This is a genomic window from Candidatus Aalborgicola defluviihabitans (genome assembly GCF_016705985.1).
GTDB classification, from domain to species: domain Bacteria; phylum Pseudomonadota; class Gammaproteobacteria; order Burkholderiales; family Burkholderiaceae_C; genus Allorhodoferax; species Allorhodoferax defluviihabitans.
On the sequence record NZ_JADJKN010000024.1, the window covers coordinates 534,590 to 554,774 of the forward strand.

The following is a 20,185-nucleotide window of genomic DNA, read 5'->3' on the forward strand; positions in this document are numbered from 1 at the left end:
CCAATGTCCGCGCGTCCAATTCATTCCCGACATGGATCGATGCCAAAAGTGTATGTTCACGATATTTCTTCCAAAAATGGGATAAGGCCCCGGTAATGCTGAAAAGAACAGAATTCCTGATGCACCGATTGTTCCGACTCGCCGCCCTGTGCTGCAGTTTGTGGGTCGTTGCCGCCAGCGCGCAGACTCCGCTGGCGCCTGCGCCTTACAAGCTGCGTGTGGTGGGCGGGTTGGCCGGGGTGAGCCAGTTCACGCGTTGGGAAGAGCCGTTCTGGAGCCGAGAGCTATTGCGACTCAGTGGCGGTCGCTTCAGCGCAGACATTGTTCCCTTTGACCGTGCCGGTGTGCCGGGCGTGGAAATGCTGAGCCTGCTGCAACTGGGTGTGGTGCCATTTGGTACCACGTTGATGAGTGCTTTGTCGGCCCAGTACCCGCAATACACAGCGCCTGATCTTGCTGGCCTCAATCCGGATATTGCCAGCCTGCGCCAAAGCCTTTCGGTTTTTCGCCCTTATCTGGAGAAGGCTCTGCGGGATCAGCACGGGGTGGAAATGCTGGCCGTTTACACCTACCCAGCGCAGGTGCTGTTTTGCAAGAAGCCTCTGGCCGGGCTGGCGGATCTGGCCGGGCGGCGCATCCGTGTGTCCTCCGTTGGGCAGGCTGACTTCATCGGGGCGCTGGGCGCAGTGCCGGTGAATACGGCATTTGGCGAGCTGGTGTCGAATCTGCAAAGCGGCAATGTCGAATGCGCCATCACTGGCACCATGTCTGGGAATTCCCTGGGCCTGCCGGCCATGACCAACTACGTGTATGCCATGCCGCTGACCTGGGGCCTGGCCGTTTTTGGTGCCAACCGCGCGGCCTGGGAGGCGCTGCCGCCGGAACTACGTGCCTTGCTGCGCAAAGAGTTGCCCAAGTTGGAGGCATCCATTTGGGAAGAAGCCGCACGCGACACTGCTGAAGGCTTTGCTTGCAACAGTGGCGCATCGGACTGCAAGGTGGGGCAAAAAGGACGCATGGTCGTGGTGCCGGTGTCGGCACAGGACGAACGCCGCCGCCAGGAAGTCTTCAAAACCACGGTTTTGCCCCGTTGGCTCAAACGCTGCGGTGGTCGCTGTGACGACATCTGGAACCAGACAATCGGGCTGGCGCGCCACATCGCCACCCCGGGCAAGCCATGATGTTCGATTCGCTGCCGCGTATCAAACTGGCGGTATGGGGTCTGGTGGGGGCGTTTCTGCTGATTCTGGCCACAGCAGCCAGCTACCAGATATGGAATGCCCGCAAGAACGTGCTGGCCGAAAGCCACGAGCAGGCGGCGCGCTTCATGGCGGGCGCTGAGGCGTCCCTGAACCGTTCGCTACTGGGCGTTGACGTGTTGCTGGCCGGTACCGATGAACTGCTCAAGCTATCGGATATGGTGCCTGAATGGGTCAACACCAAAACTGCCAGCCAGTTGCTGCGCAGTACTGCGCGCCAGAACCTGATGGTGCGCTTTGTCGCACTGCTGGACAGTTCGGGGCGGGTATTTGCGTCGTCCGAATTTGTGGGTGATGGCCTACAACTTGAACTGCCAAAAGGCTTTGTTGAGGACGTGCTGGCCCAACCGATGTCGACCCTGGTGATCAGTGCACCAACCGTAAGCTTTTCCACGTCGGAGCAAGTGCTGTACTTCGGGCGCTATATCCGCATGGCTGATGGTTCGCGCGTGCTGGCCGTGGCCGAGGTGCCTACTGCCATGCTGGCTTCGGTGTTGATGCAGGGCACTGACATTGCAAATCTGGAAGTAACTCTGGAACGCGGCAACGGACTATTGCTGTTCGGATTTCCGTCGCAAGAAGTCCGCACCGAGCAGATGCTGACGCCGGCTTTGGGTGACGCTGCGCCAGCCGCTGAAACCAAGGAGTTATCCGCACGCCTGAGCCAGGTTCCGGCATTGGTAGTGACGCGTCCCATCATTTACCAAAATCTCTGGATCAGTGCCAGCATTCCCATCGAATCGGCTCTGGTTGATTGGCGCGTTGAGCGCAATGCAGTGGCTGGTGCGGCGATGGTATTGGGTGTGCTGCTCCTGTTGGCGAGTGGTTTTTTCATGGTGTACCTGGATCGCATTACAACGGCGCGGCAGGCTATAGGGCAGGCCAAGGCTACGCTGGACCAAGCCCTGGAGTCCATGGAGAGTGGATTTTTGGTGCTGGATGCGAAAAGGCGCGTGGTGAAGTGGAACAGGCGCCTGGAAGAAATCCACCCCTGTCTGCAGGGTGCAATCACGCCCCTGATGCCGTTTCGTTTGATGCTGGAGCGCTCAGCCAGCCATCAATTGGAAGGCCGCAGTGCTGCCGAACAGGCGCGGTGGGTGGAACAGCGTATGGAATTGGATGTGGCGGAACCGCATGAGCAAATACTGCCGACCGGTGACCATATCCAGATCACAGAACGTTCTACTCCCGATGGCGGCGTGGTGATCATCTACCACGACGTGACTGAACTGCGCCGTGCCAGTGCCGAGATTGAGACCCTGGCTTTTTACGACACCCTCACCGGGCTGCCCAATCGGCGCCTGCTGCTGGACCGCCTGACCCAGGCAACGGTTGTGTCCGCACGCACCAACCTCATTGGAGCTTTGCTGTTTCTGGACCTGGACCATTTCAAGGTGGTGAATGACACCCTGGGACACGAGGTGGGGGACCGGCTATTGCGGCAAGTGGCACAGCGCTTGAAGGCTTGCGTGCGAGACGCTGACACTGTTGCCCGCCTGGGGGGCGATGAATTCGTGGTCATGCTGTTGGACCTGTCCGAACACAAGGAGCACGCTGCCCAACTGGCACAGCATATTGGTGACAAGATTTTGCAAGCCCTGAACCAGCCCTACGCGCTGGATGAAAAGCCCTACCGCGCCACCTGCAGTCTGGGCGCCACCCTTTTTGGCCAGCAAACCCAGAGTGCAGCCGAATTGCTCAAACAGGCCGACATCGCCATGTACCAGGTTAAGGCCCGCCATGGCAATGCTTTGTGCTTCTTTGACCCCCAGATGCAGACCGCCATCAATGAGCGGGCACAGCTCGAAGTGGATTTGCGTGCGGCACTGGAACGCAGCGAATTCCAACTGCACTACCAGCCCCAATTCACGCTGGATGGGCGCATGGTAGGCGCCGAGGCCCTGTTGCGCTGGAACCAGCCCCAGCGCGGCATGGTGTCGCCCGCCGTTTTCATCGCCGTGGCTGAAGAAAGTGAACTCATTGTGCCGCTGGGGCAGTGGGTGCTGCAGACGGCCTGCCGACAACTGGCCGCCTGGCGCAGCGACCCACGCCTGGCGGAGCTGGATCTGGCCGTCAACGTTAGCGCACGCCAGTTTCGTCAGAACGATTTTGTGCAGCAGGTGCACAACGCGTTGTTGGAGTCCGGCGCACCGTCGCATCGTCTCAAGCTGGAGTTGACCGAAACCCTGATGCTGGATAACGTGGACGAATGCATTACCAAGATGAGCCTGCTCAAGACCAGTGGGGTGCGTTTCTCGGTGGACGATTTTGGTACCGGGTATTCATCCCTGGCCTACCTCACACGCCTGCCCCTGGATCAGCTCAAGATTGACCAGTCCTTTGTGCGCAATCTGGGTGTGCGCCATAGCGATGGTCTGATCGTGCAAACCATAGTGGGCATGGCACGCAACCTGGGTTTGGAGGTGATCGCCGAGGGCGTGGAAACTATCGAGCAGAGAGACCTGCTGGCCCAGCACGGTTGCACACTGTACCAGGGCTATTTGTTGGCTCGCCCGGCACCAGTGGCGGCGCTGGGGCATGCTGGAGGCCGGCGGCGAGAGTGGCCGCCGCGGGCCGCCGGGGGCGCCCTGGGGCAGCGACCCACGCCTAGCGGGGGAGCGTGGGGGCCACATCTAGCGGCGCGACGAGAGCAAGATGCCCGAAACGATGAGCACAAAAGCCAGCGCGTGGAACAGGTGCGGCGGCTCACCCAGAAAGGCTAACGACAGCAGTGCCGTAAACAGGGGCGTGAGGTTGTAGAAGAAACCAGCCACGGCCGCACCGGCACGGGTTACGCCCGCACCCCAGGAGCGGTAGGCAATCACGGCGGGCCCAACGGCGATGAACGCCAGGGCAGCGGCCAGCGACCAGCTCCATTGCAGCCGGGCATCGGTCAGCGTCCATTCCATGCCGGCAAATAGCAGCGACCATGCCACGCCAAACACCACCTGGCCCATCAAAAATGCAGCCCAATCGGCGCGCAGGGTTGCTGACTCTGGCGTCGGGTGGGCCAACATCCAGCTGTAGTAGGCCCAACCCATGCTGGCCAGCAGTACATACAGGTCTCCCGCCACCAGGTGCAGCCCCAGCAGCAATTCCCATTGGCCCCGGCACAGCACCAACACCACCCCGACAATGGACAGGGCCGCACCCACGACCTGCCGGCCGGTGATGGACTGACGAAAGAAGAAGCGCCCGAATAGCAACATCCAAACTGGCGTGCTGGCGCCTACCAGCGTGACATTAATAGGCGTGGAGGTGGTCAGTGCCAGGTACAGCAAGGCGTTGTATCCGCTGGTACTGAGCAGGGCCATAAATCCAAAGTACCGCCATTGTTGCCAGATGGGACTGCCGCGGCGTAGCACCCCGCCGGCCATCGGCAGCAGCACCACAAAGGCCAAAACCCAGCGCAGCAAATTCAGCGTCATGGGTGAAATCACGGGACTGACGACGCGACCCAGCACTGCATTACCTGCCCATAGCATGGGCGGAATGATGAGCAGCGTGGCGGCGGTGGACGTCAGTTTTTGGGTCATGCTGCAACTGTACAAGGCCAATAGCCACTGGGGCGCGTCTGGGGGCATTTCGTGGCAACATGGCACACGTCATCCACTACAACCAACCCAACGGAGAGCACCGTGCATTCCATTCAGTCCCGCGCCATTCGCATCGATCAACATGGCGGCCCCGAGCAGCTCAAGCTGGTAACGGTCAGCGTGGGCGACCCCGGTCCCGGAGAAATCCGTATTCGCCACAAGGCAGTGGGCCTGAATTTCATTGATGTGTACCAGCGCAGCGGCCTTTACCCCAGCCCGATGCCGCTGCAACTGGGTATGGAGGCGTCGGGCGTCGTCGAAGCGGTGGGAGAGGGCGTTAGCCACCTGCAACCTGGCGATCGCGCCGCCTACGCCAGCCAGCCGCCTGGCAGCTATTGCGACGTGCGGGTTATGCCGGCCAAAACTGTCTGCAAGCTGCCCGAGGCAATCGATTTCGACACCGGCGCGGCCATGATGCTCAAAGGCCTCACGGCCCAGTACCTGCTGAAGAAAACCCTGCCCCAGGGCGGCCTGCAACCGGGCGACTTTGTGCTGTTTCACGCCGCTGCCGGGGGTGTTGGCCTGATTGCCTGCCAGTGGGCCAAGGCCATGGGTTTGCGCTTGATTGGCACCGCCGGTTCACAAGAAAAATGTGCTCTAGCCCTCGCCAATGGTGCGTATGCTGCTATCAATTACGCAGTGGAAGATTTTGCTGCGCGGGTCAGGGAACTAACAAACGGCCAGGGCGTGAAGGTGGTGTACGACTCGGTGGGCAAGGACACCTGGGATCAGTCACTGGACTGCCTGGCCCCATTCGGGCTGATGGCCAGCTTTGGTAATGCATCCGGGCCGGTGGCGCCGTTTTCGCCGGGCATATTGGGCACCAAGGGTTCGATTTATGTGACCCGCCAAACGTTGTTCACCCACATTGCCACGCGTGAGAGTACGCAGGCCATGGCCGACGATCTGTTTGCGGTGGTGGCCAGTGGCCAGGTCAAGATTCACATTGCGCAGCGTTTTGCGCTCGAAGACGTACAAAAGGCGCACATCGCACTTGAGGCACGTCAAACAACTGGCTGTACGATCCTCACGCTGTGAGGTTGCGTTTCGGGGTGGCAGGTAAAATTGCCCACTTATGATCACCATTGCCGTTTCCACCCTGCGTTCTGTAGCGCTGTGCGCCGCCAGCCTGTTTTTGATACCCAACGGCTTTGCCCAGTCTGCCGGAGGCGCGCCGGCGACTGCTTCCGCCAGTGAAAAGGTGGATCGCGCCCTGCGTGAAGATGGCAACTGGTATGCATCGTGGGGCTACAGCCGCCAAGCCTACGCGCCGTCCGATATTCATGTGTCGCAGCCCGGTCTGGGCAACGACTTTACGGTGAAGCAGGTCACCGCTAGTGATTTTCCCTCCAGCGTATCCGATTCGTTGCGCTCGGTGTTCCAGCTGGATTTCACCAACCCCCAGGAAAACGTGCGAGTGGGCAAGTACCTGAACCCGCAGAAGACTTTTGCGGTTGAATTCTCTCTGGACCACAGCAAGTACAACACCAACATCAACCAAACTGCTGCGGTGAGCGGAACCATCAACAACCAGCCCTCCAACGGCAACATGGTGCTGGACCCGCAGAATTTCAATTACGCGCTGCACAACGGCTTGAACCACATCATGGTCAATGCCGTGTGGCTGCACCACCTGGCAGGCCCCGAGCAGCAGGCGGGTGATCTGCAGTTGATCAGCCGCGCCGGCGCCGGAATTTTGCTGCCGCATGCCGAAAACACCATTCTGGGGCGGACCGTGGAGGTAGGCCCCAAGAACGACAACGTGTGCTGCTTTGCCAGCAACGACTGGTGGCAAGTCAACGGCTGGACGGCTGGTGTCGAGGTCGGCGTGCGCTATCGGTTCTACAAAACCCTTTACCTTGAACTGACGCAAAAAGTGGCCTACGGCGCGCTGCGCGGTGTGCCGGTATACCAGGGTTCAGCAGACCAGTCGATCTGGATGTCCGAGCAAGTGCTGTCCATGGGCTTTCATTTCTAAGCCCACGGACGGTTGCGCCTCAGTGGCGTGATTGCTGTATCAGCGCCAGCAGGCGTGCAATCTTCATCCAGACCACGGTCGCGACGGCCAGTTCAGCCAGTGCCAAACCGATCAATGTCCAGCCGACACCGAGCTGTGGCAAGGCCACACGCAAGGCGGTGATTGCCAGCGCCAGACCCAGGCCCACTGCGCTCAGCAAGACATAGCTGCCCAGCATGCGCCAGAAGTGTTGGCGCAGCGTCTTGAGGCCGTTCCACCAGGCCTTGATAGCCGAGGTGCGGTTGCGGAACAGTGCAAATTGGGCCCGGCCCGCATCCACCGTCAGGTGCGCCAGCAGCAGCAGCACGATCATGACGGCCAGTGCAATACGCCCGACCATCTGCACGTCCGATTCCAGAATCGACTTTTCGCCGAAATCCTTCGCCCAGTGCATGCCCAAGGCGCCCAGACCCGCGGCCACACCGAGGGGCAGGGCAGACCAGAGCAGCATACGCAGCAGGCGACCGTACTCCCGTACGCCACCCTGTATCAGTTCGGCAAAACCGGGTCGGGTGCTGGCACGGGCGGCTGTGATCACGGTGCCGCTCAGAAACGGCGACAGCAGCAGGGTCAGCAGCAGAGCCGTGACGCCGGCCTGTCCAATTGCAAACCCGCTGTCGCCCAGGCTATTGAGTACATCGGCTATGACGATGGCGTCGAGTTGGTGTGCCCATTGCGATGCATAGAGGCTGTGGTCCAGCGCGGCAGCCAGACCGCGCCACAGTGGAATGATCAGCATCAAAGTAGGCAGCAGCAGGGCGACCATCCAAAGAACCATCAGGCGCCACTGCAGGGCCTGGCGCGTTACAGGCAGGCGTGCGGCGTGGGTGTTTGCAGTCATAGTCATAGTGTCACCACCAGGGAGAGAATCAGTTGGGCCAAAGCGGCAATCTGGGTACTCCAGCGCGTGGAGGCACTGCGGTCTGCCTCGATGGTGCTGCTGTCATCAATCTTGCTGAAATCCAGAAAATTCTGGCGCTTGCCGTCGAGTTCGGCCGAGATGGCCTTGACTGGCTTGACCCAGCTGAATCGTTCCCAGCGGCTGGTGTTGTCCCATGGCACGGCTTCAGTAGAGCCGTCGGCAAATTTCACCACCAGTTCTTGCGGCATGGGTGCGCCACGGCGGCGCAGGTTAACCGTGGTGCGGTAGGCGAAGGGACCACTGTCCTTGGCGGCATCCGGGTGGGCCTTTTTGAATTCCTTGCGCAAGGCGCTGATGCGTTTTTTGACCTGCTTTTCGGTCTCTTCGACCCAACTGCCGTTCACATTGGCGGTACCGGCTTGGGGCAATTCTTCGATGCTGGTGAATTTTTCGATACGGTCGTCCACGCGTGTGGCGTTGTAAACCTGTTGTGCAAACACGGTCTCCACCACATCACGCTTGCCGGAAACCTCAATCAACACGTCGCGCAAATCGGCAATGCTGGGGTGGCGGAACTTCCAGCGCTTGTAGTAGGCCTTGAATGCTTTTTCGGTCACGTCCTTGCCCAGGCGCTCTTCGAGGTCGTGCATGGTCGTGGCGGTGCGCGAATACACCGAGCTGTAGCCGCGGGATGAGTAACGGTCCCACGAGTTGTTGCCCACAGCGTCGGACGGTTCGCGGATATCGGCACCGGCACGTTCAATGGAAAACACATCCAGCTTGAGATCCATGCCCAGCTTGCGCAAGGCCAACGGGATGGGGTGGATCGCCTGGCCCCGTTCGCGCAGCATGCGCAGATCCCAGTACTGGTTCAGGCCTTCGTCCAGCATGGGCTCTTCAAACTCGTTGGATGCAAGAATGCCGTAAAAATAGCCATGACCGAATTCATGGATGGTCACGAAATCCAGGAGGTAGCTGCCTGTGGTATCGGGCTTCAAATCCTTAACGCTGTCCGCCGTGATGAAGGTTGGGTACTCCATGCCACCGGCCTCACCCGCATTGAAGGGCGGAATGACCACGGTCAGGGTTTTGTAGGGGTAGGGGCCGAGCGTTTGCGAGAAGTAGGCCAGGCTGTCGATGGCGGCCTTGAGAGCGGGTTGGGCGTTATCAGCATATTCGGGTGGGAACAACACCTTGACGGTGACGACTGGGCTGCCCGCGCCGTTGTAGGTGCCTTCGACAACGGGCGCAGTGCGGTTGTCGGCGGTCCAGGCGAAGTCGTGCACATCGTTCTGCACAAAACGGTGGGTGATTTGGCCATCCTTCTCGGTGGCCGGGCTGGTTTCTTCGCCAGTGGCTCCCACGGTGTAACCCTTGGGTACCGTGATTTTGACGTCGTAGCTACCAAAGTCGGCATAAAACTCGCTGTGCAGGTGCATTTCGTGCGCGTTCCAGCGTGGCTGTGTCGCGCCACGCTCGCCCGGCAGTTCCAAAACCGCAATCTTGGGGAACCATTGACCGACAAGGTGGAATGTGCCGAAATAGCCAGTGCGCGCGACGACACGGGGCAACTGGTTAAAAAAACCAATGTCCAGTGTGGTGCTTTTGCCAGGTGCCACGGCGGTGGGCAGGTCCATGCGCACTACGGTGTGGTCGGTGTCGGGGCCTTCGTCCGGGTGCACAAAGTACCAGGGCACTGCAGCGCCACCCTGGCTCACGGAATTCAGCTCAATGTGGCCCCAGTCACCGTCTTCGGTTTCCACATCCGAACGAAAGGTAAAGCCACGCGTCTTGCGCTCGGTGTAGAACGTGCTGCCCGAGCCCTCAAAGGCATTGAGGTACAGGTGCACATAGATTGATCGGACGGGCACGTTGCTGCGATTGCGCCAGGTCAGCTTTTCATTGCCAGCGATGGTGTGCTTGATTGGGTCCAGCGTGGCTGCAATGTCGTACTGCACCACGCGGTCAGACAAAGTGGCCTGCGCGTCGGTTCGTTCACCGCCCCAGGCCGTTGGGGCACTGGAAACAGCCACAGCACGCGCGTTGGGCGGGGCCAGGGCAATGCCATCCAGGCTGGGAGGGGCGGGGGTGTTGACGCTGGCAGCCAGCGGTGATGGGGCGACTGCGTCGGTGATTTTTTTGTCGCTGCTACAGCCCGTCAGCAAGGCGCTGACACACGCGACCGCAAGCACAGCCCGCTGCAGGCCGCGCGGAAATAGGAAATGCATGGTGATTTGTCTCCACTTTTTAGTGGCGACATACTAACCGGATCGGCGCACCCGTATCAGTTCATCAATTATCAGCAAGGTTGCGCCGACGGTAATGGCGCTGTCGGCGACGTTGAACGCAGGAAAGTGGCCACCCGCAAACACCGGCGCCAGCCAGCTCCAGTGGAAGTCCAGAAAATCCACTACGTAGCCATACAGCACCCGGTCCAGCACGTTGCCAATGGCACCACCCAAAATGCTGGCCATGGCAAATCCAAACAGCTTCTGCCCCGGGTGGGCGCGCAGCATCCAGATGATGATGCCCGCCGCAATCACGCCAACCGCAGTGAAGAACCAGCGCTGCCAGCCCGATGCACTGGCCAGAAACGAGAAGGCTGCACCGCTGTTGTGAATCCGCACTACATTGAAAAAGCTGGTTACAGAGGTGCTGTCACCCAGGTGGTAGTAGCCGATGATCAGCACCTTGGTGAACTGGTCCACCAGCAAAATGATGAACGCCAGGCCCAGCCACTGCAACAGGCCGGTGTTGGTGCCGCCCTTCGTGCCGAATGTACCCTTGCCGCCACGCGCGGCCATTATGCAAACGCCCTGGTTTCACCGACACCGTACAGGTTGCTGGTGCAACGTCCACACAGGGTGGGGTGGGCGGCATCGTGGCCGACATCGTCGCGGTAGTGCCAACAACGTTCACATTTCACGGCATTTGAGGCGCTAACCCTTGCAGAAAATACGTCACCAGCTATCAACTCAATAGCGGATGTAATGAACACATACTTCAGGTCATCGCCCAGGCTGGACAGGTTGGCGTAGTCTTCGGGCGCGACCGTGAGTTGCACCGTGGCTTGCAGGCTTGATCCCACCTTGCCTTCAGCGCGCACGGTTTCGATGTCCTTGTTGACCGCTTCTCGGATCTCGCGGATGCGGCTCCATTTGGCCAACAGATCCACGTCCGGCTCGGCCAGGTTCAGGTAGCTATCCAGGAAGATGGACTCGCGGGTGGCGGTGGGTGTTTTACCCGCAGCGCCCAGCACGACCCACGCTTCTTCGGCGGTAAAGCTCAAAAACGGCGCCATCCAGCGCAGCATGGCCTGGGTGATTTGCCAAAGCGCCGTTTGGGCCGAGCGCCGCGCCAAACTGCTGGCGGCCGTGGTGTAGAGGCGGTCTTTGAGGATGTCCAGGTAGAACGCGCCCAGGTCTTCGCTGCAATACACCTGCAGCTTGGAGACCACCGGGTGAAACTCGTACACCTTGTAGTGCGCCAGGATATCGGTCTGTAACTGCGCCAGGCGTGACAGGGCGTAGCGGTCGATCTCCAGCATCTGATCCATCGGCACTGCATCTTTGGCCGGGTCAAAGTCGCTGACATTGGCCAGCAAGAATTTGAGCGTGTTGCGCACGCGGCGGTAGGTATCCACCACGCGGGCCAGGATTTTTTCGTCGATATTGAGGTCACCCGAATAGTCGGTGGAGGCCACCCACAGCCGCACGATTTCTGCGCCCATTTTGCTGGTCACGGTTTGTGGGTCAACCGTGTTGCCCAGGCTCTTGCTCATCTTGCGGCCCTGGCCGTCGGTAGCAAAACCGTGCGTCAACAGGCCCTTGTAGGGCGCGCGGTCATACAGGGCGCAGCCCAGCAAGAGTGAGCTGTGGAACCAGCCCCGGTGCTGGTCGTGGCCTTCGAGGTAAAGGTCAGCTTCGGGCCCTTCGGTATGGAACGGTGGGCGGTTATAGGCATCTTTGTGGCTGCCGCGCAGCACGTGCTGGAAGGTAGAGCCGGAGTCAAACCACACCTCCAGAATGTCGGTGCTCTTGGTGTAGTGCTCTGCGTCTGCTGCACCGAGGATGTCTTGCGTTGTTACACGACTCCAGGCCTCGATGCCGCCCTTCTCCACAATGTCAGCCGCCTGATCCAGGATGGCCATGGTGTTGGGGTGCAACACGCCACTGTCTTTGTGCAGAAAGAAGGGCACAGGAACGCCCCAGCTGCGCTGGCGGCTGATGCACCAGTCGGGCCGGTTGGCGATCATGTCGCGCAGGCGGGTTTTGCCGTTTTCTGGGTAGAAATTGGTTTCCTCAATCGCGTCCAGTGCCAGCGCGCGCAGAGTCTTGGGCGCCTTGTCCTTGGTGAAAACACCCTCACCGGCATCCATGCGGATGAACCACTGGGCGGCGGCGCGGTAGATTACCGGCGTCTTGTGGCGCCAGCAGTGTGGGTAGCTGTGCTGGATGGGTTGCGTGGCCATCAGGCGGCCAGCCTCGCGCAGGGCCTCGATCACCACAGGGCAGGCTTTCCAGATGTTCAGGCCGCCAAACAGGGGCAGCTCTTCGGTATAGCTGCCGTTGCCTTGGACGGGGTTCAGGATGTCGGTATAGGCCAAGCCGTGGGCTACGCAAGAGTTAAAGTCATCCACGCCGTAAGCCGGTGATGAGTGCACGATGCCGGTACCGTCGCTGTCGCTCACATAGTCGGCCAGGTACAGGGGCGCGAGGCGCTTGTAGCCGAATTCGTTCTGCGTTGCATCCACGTCATAGAGCGGGTGGCGAAACACCAGGCCACGCAAGGCCTCACCCTTGGCGGTGGCAATGACCGTGCCTTCGAGCTGAAAGCGCTCCAGGCATTTGTCGACAAGACTCGCACCCAGCAGCAGCACGCCGCGCGGGGTATCCACCAGAGCGTAGTCCAGTTCGGGGTGGGCGTTCAAAGCCTGGTTGGCGGGGATGGTCCAGGCAGTGGTGGTCCAGATCACCACAAAGGCCTTTTTGGCGGACGCTGCGCCACCGGGTAGTTCTTTCAGGCCAAAAGCTGTGGCCAGCGCGGCGGGGTCGTTGGCCTCAAACGCCACGTCCAGCGTGTCGCTCTTCTTGTCGGCGTATTCGATCTCGAATTCGGCCAGGGAAGAGCCGCAATCAAAGCACCAATACACCGGCTTCAAGCCGCGGTAGACAAACCCCCGTTCGATCACGCGTTTGAAGGCTCGCAGTTGGCCGGCCTCGTTGGCCGGGTCCATGGTGCGGTAGGGGCGTTCCCAGTCACCCAAAACGCCCAGGCGCTTGAAGTCTTCGCGCTGCTGGTCAATTTGCTCGGTGGCATAAGCGCGGCTCTTGGCCTGCATGTCGTCACGGGAGAGGTTGCGGCCATGCAATTTTTCGATGGCGTTCTCGATGGGCAAGCCGTGGCAGTCCCACCCGGGGATGTATTGCGCATCGAACCCAGCGAGTTGCTTGCTTTTGACGATCATGTCCTTCAGGACTTTGTTCAGCGCGTGGCCGATGTGCAGCTTGCCGTTGGCGTAGGGCGGGCCATCGTGCAGCACAAACAGCGGCGCGCCTTGGCGGGCATCCCGCAGGCGGCGGTACAAACCTTCTTCGTTCCATTCCTTGACCCAGGCCGGCTCGCGCTTGGGCAGGTCGCCTCGCATGGGGAATGGGGTGTCGGGCAAATTCAGGGTGCTGCGGTAATCAACGGTATCGGTCATGGCGGTTCCATCCAGGAAATCTTGGGGGCCGTGCCGGTGCTTGTGGGTGCACCAGCTTTGGCAGAGCGGTATTTGGGCTAGCAGACAGAACGCGGGGCAAGGTGCGTCAGCGACCGGATGGTCGGCCCTGTCAAATTCGGGCGGTAAACCAGGCGCGCGCCTCGATGCAGTCCTGTTGAATACCCTTTGTCAGGGCGTCCAGGCCGTCGTACTTCAGCTCATCATGTAGTTTGTGCAGGAGTTCCACACGGATGATTTTACCGTAGGCACCCTCTGGTCCTAGTTCGGCCGGCCAGTCCAGGCAATGGGTCTCCAGCAGAACCCGCCCGCCATTCACGTCATGCGGGTCCAGCGAAGGACGCACGCCCAGGTTGGCCACACCCTGGATCGGTTGGGCAGACAGACCGTGCACCAGCACCGCAAAAATGCCACTGGCAGCGGGCTTCCAGTGGGCAAAACGCAGGTTCAGGGTTTTAAAGCCCAGGGTGCGGCCCAGTTTGCGCCCATGCACCACATGGCCGGATATGCAATAAGGTCGCCCCAACAGGCGCGCCGCATCCTGCATGCGGCCCTGGCCCAGGGCCTCGCGGACGGCGGAACTGGAGACGCGCAGGCCGTGCACTTCGTAGCTGTTCATGCGGGCTACGTCAAACCCCTGGGTGACGCCGGCGGCATCCAGAAAGGCGTAGTCTCCGGCTCTCTGGGCACCAAAGCGGAAATCGTCGCCTACCAGTACATAGCGGGCGCCCAGGCCGTGCACCAGCACGGTGTCAACAAAGGTCTGCGGAGATTGTGATGCCAGGCGCGCGTCAAACGGCAGCACCACGGCCTGGCCCACACCGCAGTTGGCCAGGTCGTCGAGCTTGTCGCGCAGCGTGCCGACCCGCGCGGGTGCCAGGTCGGGTTTCTGGAATTTTTTTGCAAAGTAGTCCCGCGGATGGGGCTCAAAAGTTAGCACACAGCTGGGCACGCCCCGTTGTTGGGCCTCGCCGCGCAGCAGTGACAGCATGGCTTGGTGACCACGGTGCACGCCGTCGAAATTGCCAATCGTCAGGGCGCAGGCCGGGGCTATGCCCGGATGGTGGAAGCCGCGAAAAACCTTCATGAGTGTGTTATCTTTTTGATAGCAGGCTGCGCAAGGGAGGAAGGCGCCCAGGGTCAATTGGACACGGAAAGAGGGTATATTGTGACGCAGCAGCGTGGGCAGCTTTACCTTCCACGCTGCTACAGCCTGTTTTGCAGACTTGAAGTGTTGGGGACAGAGCTGGTTCGCTTCGCGTAACTGCGGTCTGTCCCGCAATGTTTCAGGAGGGCGTGTTTTGAAAGTCTTGAAGCTGTCGGCCCAAGGGCTGCCGCAATCGTGGATCTCGCTGGAGCAGGCGGTGATTCACTACGCGTCGGACGAGGTCCGCTGGGAATCCGGTGGCGAGGTAGCCGTGTTTCACGGGGGGCACAACGCGGTCACAGGATTGCAGTCCATCATCCGTGTCAACAGCATCATTGGCACCCGCGGTGTCCCCAAGATTAACCCTTTCAGACTGCGCCCCGGCCTGACCAACGGAAAACTGTTTGAACGGGACCGTTATGTGTGCGCCTACTGCGGCGACCGCTTTCATGAGCATGACCTCACGCGTGAGCACATCATCCCGTTTGCGCAAAAAGGCGTGGACACCTGGATGAATGTGGTGACGGCGTGCAGGCCCTGCAACCACCGCAAAAGCCACCGCACACCGGAGCAGGCCAACATGCCCTTGATTTACACCCCCTACGTGCCCAGCCTGTGGGAAGACTTTATTCTGCGCAACCGCCGAATTCTGGCGGACCAGATGGAGTTTTTGATTGCACACGTACCCAAGCCCTCACGCCTGCTGACCTAAGTTCCAGGATGCGTTTTGATGGGGTAAGCCCTGTGTTTACATTTCATTACATTTCTTGGAGTCTTTTTGCCTTGATTCAACGCTTGCCGTCATTGCAGGTAGTGGACCATCGAGGTAAATCCACCACAATCGTAGGCAGGTAGACTACTTCCTTTTGCACCTTTTTCATGCGCTTCCCCGAGGCGTGATTCGAATCCTGACTGGCTCCACTGTGATAACCGCGCATTCCCATTCCAGCGGTCAATCTGCGACCCATGGGCATCCCAACCAGACTGTGGGGCTTGCCCGCACGCTGATCGCGCAAACGCTTGCCTACTTTGGCAAGAACGATGCGCGCCTGCTGGACATGGTGCGCGCCCACCTGATGGAGTTGATTGACGCCAAGCCGGGCCTGGGTGTGGGTCAGAACCTGCGCTCGGCACACGCCTTGTTGGGGCGTTATGGCACGCGATTCAACAGTGCCTTGCAAAAGTCTCTGGCCAACGAGATGGCCGACGAACTGTCCACCATCTTGCCGCAATTGGTGCGCCCTGTGAGTCCCTCGGTCGCCGACGAGGCCCTGCGTGGCCTGAGTCTGAGCCTGATTGACGTGGGCGAGGTGGAGCGTGTGCTGTTGTTGGACCGTATTGCCCAGCGCTTTGGTGCCCGTTATGAAGCTGTGCTGGAGCCCCTGAACCAGCGCCTGAGCGTGTTGTTCGGTCGGGAAAGCTGCTCGATTCACGACAACCCCTTCCAGCCTGTGGTGTTGCTACGCGCGTTTGTATCGGCTTGGGAACTGTGCGAACTGGACGCGCAAGCCACGCAGGACCTGGTGGAGTCGTTGGATCCTGCGTCCTGGCTGGATCTGGAGCCTCTTTACGCCGAACTGAACGCCACCCTGGTCAAGGCCGGTGTTCCGGCTGAGCGCGCACTGCGTATCAAGCCCAGTACCAGCAGCCACATGCCTCTGAGCGGTGCGCCGCAAGCCAGTGGCAGCCAGGCGCCTTCCACGGCGTCGCAGCCCGCAGCATTGGACGCAGGCAGTGCCGCCCCAAGTGGGCGTTCGGGTTTTGCGCCCATGGGCGAGGCCGCGCGCTCGGCTTGGAGCGCCCTGGCACCTGTGGGCCGCACCGTGGCAGCCCAGGCCCGCCAGTTTCTGCAGCGCCTGGGCCTGAGCTCGGATCGCCGGGTATCGTTGGGTGCAGATGCCGATGCGGATTCGGGCGACAGTGAAATCCACACCCGCCCCGTGTTTGAGGCCGCCAGCCCGGCGCTCATGGGCTACCTGGGCAATTTGCAGGCTGGTGCCAGCGCGCAGGCATCGCCCCAGTGGGTCGAAGGCCAGGACTTGGGCGAACACAACGTGCTGCGCCAGATGCGCGAGCGTGACGAGATCCGCCATGCCCCCGAGCTGGACCGTGGCACGGTGGACGCGCTGGCCGAAGTATTTGACTTTGTGTTCGCCGATCAGGCCATTCCGATGCAGATGAAAGTCATCATCGGCCGGTTGCAAATTCCGGTGCTCAAGGCGGCCATGATCGACCGCGACTTTTTCCTCTCTGACCAACACCCGGCGCGCCGCCTGGTGGACACGCTGGCTGGTGCTTCGGTGGCATGGGCGCCTGAGAAGGGCGAGAACGATCCGCTTTACCAGCGCATTGAGCACACGGTGCAGCGCGTGCTGACCGAGTTTGAAGACGACCTCTCGCTGTTTGTCAATCTGCTGCGCGAGTTCACCGAGTTTTTGTTCGAAACCGAACAGCAAGCCCAGTCCCGTGTGGAGCCCGTGGCCCAGGAAGAGCACAAGGGCGAAACCTGGGAGCACGCGCTGTCGCTGGCGGACGAGCTGATCCACGAGCGCATGGAGGCGCTGTCACAGGAGCAGCCGCTGGCAGCTTTTCTGCTGCCGTTTTTGACCGACCAGTGGCGCGAGGTATTGGCCCGTGCCTGGATGGATGAAGCCCATCGGGCAGAAAGCCATCCCCAGGCCGTGACCACCATGGAGCGCTTGATCTGGTCGGTGCAGCCCAAGACCACATCGGAGGAGCGCCGGGAGCTGGTGGCCATCCTGCCGGACATGGTGCGCCAGCTCAACGTGGGGCTTGACAGCATCGATTGGAACGGCAGGCCGCGCGCCCTCTTTACCCGCCGGCTCATTTCCACGCACACCATGGCTATCCGGTTGACCCAGGGCGGATCCCAATCGGTGCCTCTGGATACCGGTTCAGCGGCGCTGGAAGAGCGTGATGGCAAGGTCGCCTTGCAGCAGCTCGACGAGCGCCGGGCCGCCCGTCAGTTTTCCGCCATTGACACTTTCGATGCCCAGGCGCAGGCGTTTGAGCGCGGTATGTGGTTTGAGGCCACCCTGGAGGTCGGTGCGCAGGTGCGCTGCCGCCTGAGCTGGGTCAGCCCCATGCGTACGCGGCTCTTGTTTACCAACCGGGACGGCTTTGATGCGTTTGTGCGCTCCGAGCGCGAGGTGGCCGCCATGCTGCGCCTTGGGCGCATGCGCGTGCTCGATTCCGACGCCATTGTGGGTCGCGCCCTCGACAAGATCATGGTGGACAACGACCTGCAACTGACTGCTTAGCAATCTCAGGTTACTATTAATTTAATAGCAAGCTACGTAGATTTTACGAGGGCTAGAGTCAGATTTGTTCAACAATGGTTATTCCGGACGCAGCACCTTGGTCACCGGGTTGGTGCGCAGGCGAAAGGCGTCGGGCATGCCCGAGCCCAGCAGGGGGCGCAGGTATAGGCGAAAGGCGTCGGTTACGTCTGTGCCGCTAGGGGTGATGAAGGCGTCTTCCATCACCCGAGTTTTGCCGGCTACCGCGTCTAGCGGCAGCAGTTCGTAGTCCACCGAGTAAAAACCCGTGCGCTTGATGGCCACCGAGCCATCGCGCTGGCCCCACATCGCAAATTGCACGGCTTTTTCGCCCACTTCACGCGCCTCGCGCTGGTCCACATCGGAGACGCAACCAATGAACGAACGTTGGATGTAACCCAGCGTGTCACCGCGCACCCGCTTGATGCCCAGCTTGCTCTTGATCTCCTCACACAGCAAGTCGGCCAGTGCGCCGCTGCCACTGAGTTGCAAGTTGCCGTGTGCGTCTTGCTCCAGGTCTTTGGCCAGTTGGGCGGCAATGGGCGTACCCGAGGCGTCGTGGATGCCTTCGGACACGGCGATGACGCAGCGCCCCAGGCGGGCATAGGTGGCCTTCACGTCGGCCAGGAACTGCGCCAGATCGAAGGTGCGCTCGGGTACGTAGATCAGGTGCGGGCCGTCGTCGGGAAACTTCTTGCCCAGCGCCGAGGCGGCAGTGAGAAATCCGGCGTGACGCCCCATGACCACCGCTAGGTACACGCCGGGCAGGGCGGCATTGTCCAGATTAACGCCGGCAAATGCCTGCGCTACATACCGTGCGGCTGATGGAAAGCCCGGCGTGTGGTCGTTGCCCACCAGATCGTTGTCGATGGTCTTGGGAATGTGGATGCAGCACAGTGGGTAGTTGGCCTTTTTTGCCTCGGCGCTGACAATGCGAACGGTGTCGCTGGAGTCATTGCCGCCGATGTAGAAGAAGTGCTCGATCTCATGCGCCTGCAGCACCTTGAAGATCTCAAGGCAGTATGCTGCATCGGGTTTGTCCCGGGTGGAGCCCAGTGCGCTGGACGGCGTACGGGCCACCAGTTCCAGGTTGTGGCTGGTCTCCTGGGTGAGGTGCACAAAGTCTTCATTGACGATACCGCGCACGCCGTGGCGGGCGCCGTACACATGCTCAATGCCCTTAAATCGCCGCGCCTCCAGCGCCACACCCACCAGGGATTGGTTGATGACGGCGGTGGGGCCGCCGCCCTGGGCTACCAAAATTTTGCCGGATGCCATGGTGCCTGCTTTCTGTTGAGAGTGGCCGATACGCGAAGATTTATCGTAGCAAGGTTTCTGCGATGTCCGCAAAACCCATCTGCTGGGCAATTTGCAGTGCCGTCAACCCCTCGTGGTTGCGCAATCCGGTATCGGCGCCCAAGTCCAACAGTTTGCGTACGGTGGTGGCATGCCGGTAGCGCACGGCGAGCATCAGCGCGGTGTTGCCGTTGTCGTCTCGGGCGTTAATAGGTGCGCCTTGTGCCAGCAGTTCCTGCAGGGCTGTTGTGTTCCCGGTACGCGCGGCATCCAAAAGCGGTATTGCGGTGGGGGCTACATCCTTTGCCGTCGCAGGTGCTGGCGAAGGTGCTGGCGCAGGCGCTGAATATGCAGGCGGTGCCGCCATCACAGGGGGTGTGGCAGGTGTCAACGCGGTGGACCGATTCGATTGGGCCATGCGCCCCGAAGATTCGGCTCTGACTTCTCGCTTGGCGTCCACCCGGGCGCTGGCGTCAGCGAATTGCTCTGTTGCCTTGCTGGCGCCCGTTTGCGTCGCGACCTTCGGGGGTGGGACTACCGGGTTGGCCGACTTTTCCTGGTGGGTGGCAACTGCCGTAGCTGGGTTGGTGGGGCTAGGGGCAGCAGCGCCCATGGCAATTTCGCGGTCTTGCTGCGTGCTGCGGTCGATTTGCAAATACATCAAACCTGCCAGGCCCACTACGGCCAGGCTGGCGACCAGCGATAACGTCCATTGCGGTTGGTTGGCAGCAGGCCTGGCAGCAGCGCCATTCTTTGCTGGCAGCATGGCCGCAGTTTGATCGTGCAACAGCTGGGCATGCGCACACGCAGCGTTGCGCACCCGCTCGGATGGGCGGCGCGGGTCTTGCGCCACGGCGTCTGCGTAGCGCTCCAGTAGCTCATCACGCGGCTGGTTCATGCGTACTCCTGTAGCAGTTCGCGCAAGCGGCTGCGTGCGTAGCGCAGCCGGCTCTTGGCGGTCTCAAAACTCACGCCGGTGGTGTTGGC

At 60.8% G+C, this 20,185-nt stretch carries 14 protein-coding genes; 6 read left to right on the plus strand and 8 right to left on the minus strand.

The window, feature by feature from the left end; all coding sequences use genetic code 11:
• The first annotated feature begins 95 nt into the window (after nt 1-95).
• Entirely contained in the window at nt 96-1,181 is a 1,086-nt protein-coding gene (locus IPI80_RS21340) for a TRAP transporter substrate-binding protein (RefSeq protein WP_413863510.1), read from the plus strand.
• A complete protein-coding gene (locus IPI80_RS21345; RefSeq protein ID WP_413863513.1) occupies nt 1,178-3,982 on the plus strand; it encodes an EAL domain-containing protein in 2,805 nt (934 codons plus the stop codon). The genes IPI80_RS21340 and IPI80_RS21345 overlap by 4 nt, the downstream gene beginning before the upstream one ends.
• On the opposite strand, the gene IPI80_RS21350 is transcribed toward IPI80_RS21345, so the two are convergent.
• Complete coding sequence (locus IPI80_RS21350) at nt 3,893-4,795, minus strand: DMT family transporter (protein WP_413863516.1); 903 nt, start codon at nt 4,793-4,795, stop codon at nt 3,893-3,895. The two genes, IPI80_RS21345 and IPI80_RS21350, sit on opposite strands and share 90 nt — an antisense overlap.
• Nucleotides 4,796-4,897: 102 nt before the next feature.
• Here IPI80_RS21350 and IPI80_RS21355 point away from each other — a divergent pair, with 102 nt between their 5' ends.
• Both IPI80_RS21355 and IPI80_RS21360 read left to right on the plus strand, forming a co-directional pair.
• The gene (locus IPI80_RS21355; RefSeq protein WP_413863519.1) at nt 4,898-5,893 is read left to right on the plus strand and encodes a quinone oxidoreductase family protein; all 996 of its coding nucleotides are present in this window, start codon (nt 4,898-4,900) and stop codon (nt 5,891-5,893) included.
• Nucleotides 5,894-5,930: 37 nt separating this feature from the next.
• The gene (locus IPI80_RS21360) at nt 5,931-6,833 is read left to right on the plus strand and encodes a hypothetical protein (RefSeq protein ID WP_413863522.1); all 903 of its coding nucleotides are present in this window, start codon (nt 5,931-5,933) and stop codon (nt 6,831-6,833) included.
• A gap of 19 nt (nt 6,834-6,852) precedes the next feature.
• Here IPI80_RS21360 and IPI80_RS21365 read toward each other — a convergent pair whose 3' ends face one another.
• The 5 genes from IPI80_RS21365 to IPI80_RS21385 all read right to left on the minus strand — a co-directional run bounded on the left by IPI80_RS21365 (nt 6,853) and on the right by IPI80_RS21385 (nt 14,543).
• Nucleotides 6,853-7,719: a hypothetical protein gene (locus tag IPI80_RS21365; RefSeq protein ID WP_413863525.1), complete on the minus strand. Its 867-nt coding sequence runs from the start codon at nt 7,717-7,719 to the stop codon at nt 6,853-6,855.
• A complete protein-coding gene (locus tag IPI80_RS21370; protein WP_413863527.1) occupies nt 7,716-9,962 on the minus strand; it encodes a M1 family metallopeptidase in 2,247 nt (748 codons plus the stop codon). The genes IPI80_RS21365 and IPI80_RS21370 overlap by 4 nt, the downstream gene beginning before the upstream one ends.
• A 33-nt stretch (nt 9,963-9,995) precedes the next feature.
• Nucleotides 9,996-10,538: a signal peptidase II gene (gene lspA / locus IPI80_RS21375; RefSeq protein WP_413863530.1), complete on the minus strand. Its 543-nt coding sequence runs from the start codon at nt 10,536-10,538 to the stop codon at nt 9,996-9,998.
• Nucleotides 10,538-13,438 carry an isoleucine--tRNA ligase gene (ileS, locus tag IPI80_RS21380; RefSeq protein ID WP_413863533.1) on the minus strand — a complete coding sequence of 967 codons (2,901 nt, stop codon included), beginning with the start codon at nt 13,436-13,438 and terminating at the stop codon, nt 10,538-10,540. The genes lspA and ileS overlap by 1 nt, the downstream gene beginning before the upstream one ends.
• A gap of 130 nt (nt 13,439-13,568) precedes the next feature.
• Nucleotides 13,569-14,543: a bifunctional riboflavin kinase/FAD synthetase gene (locus tag IPI80_RS21385; RefSeq protein WP_413863535.1), complete on the minus strand. Its 975-nt coding sequence runs from the start codon at nt 14,541-14,543 to the stop codon at nt 13,569-13,571.
• Nucleotides 14,544-14,757: 214 nt separating this feature from the next.
• Between IPI80_RS21385 and IPI80_RS21390 the strand changes: the two genes are divergently transcribed.
• A complete protein-coding gene (locus IPI80_RS21390; RefSeq protein WP_413863538.1) occupies nt 14,758-15,315 on the plus strand; it encodes an HNH endonuclease in 558 nt (185 codons plus the stop codon).
• A gap of 211 nt (nt 15,316-15,526) precedes the next feature.
• On the plus strand, nt 15,527-17,884 hold the full coding sequence (locus tag IPI80_RS21395; RefSeq protein WP_413863541.1) for a DUF1631 family protein: 2,358 nt from the start codon (nt 15,527-15,529) through the stop codon (nt 17,882-17,884).
• A 78-nt stretch (nt 17,885-17,962) separates the two neighbouring features.
• Here IPI80_RS21395 and IPI80_RS21400 read toward each other — a convergent pair whose 3' ends face one another.
• Together IPI80_RS21400 and IPI80_RS21405 are read right to left on the minus strand one after the other, a co-directional pair.
• Nucleotides 17,963-19,180 (minus strand): 6-phosphofructokinase, encoded by a 1,218-nt coding sequence (locus IPI80_RS21400; protein ID WP_413863543.1) that lies wholly within the window; start codon nt 19,178-19,180, stop codon nt 17,963-17,965.
• 40 nt (nt 19,181-19,220) lie between these two features.
• Nucleotides 19,221-20,096, minus strand: a complete 876-nt coding sequence (locus IPI80_RS21405) for an ankyrin repeat domain-containing protein (protein ID WP_413863545.1) — start codon at nt 20,094-20,096, stop codon at nt 19,221-19,223.
• Nucleotides 20,097-20,185 lie beyond the last annotated feature (89 nt).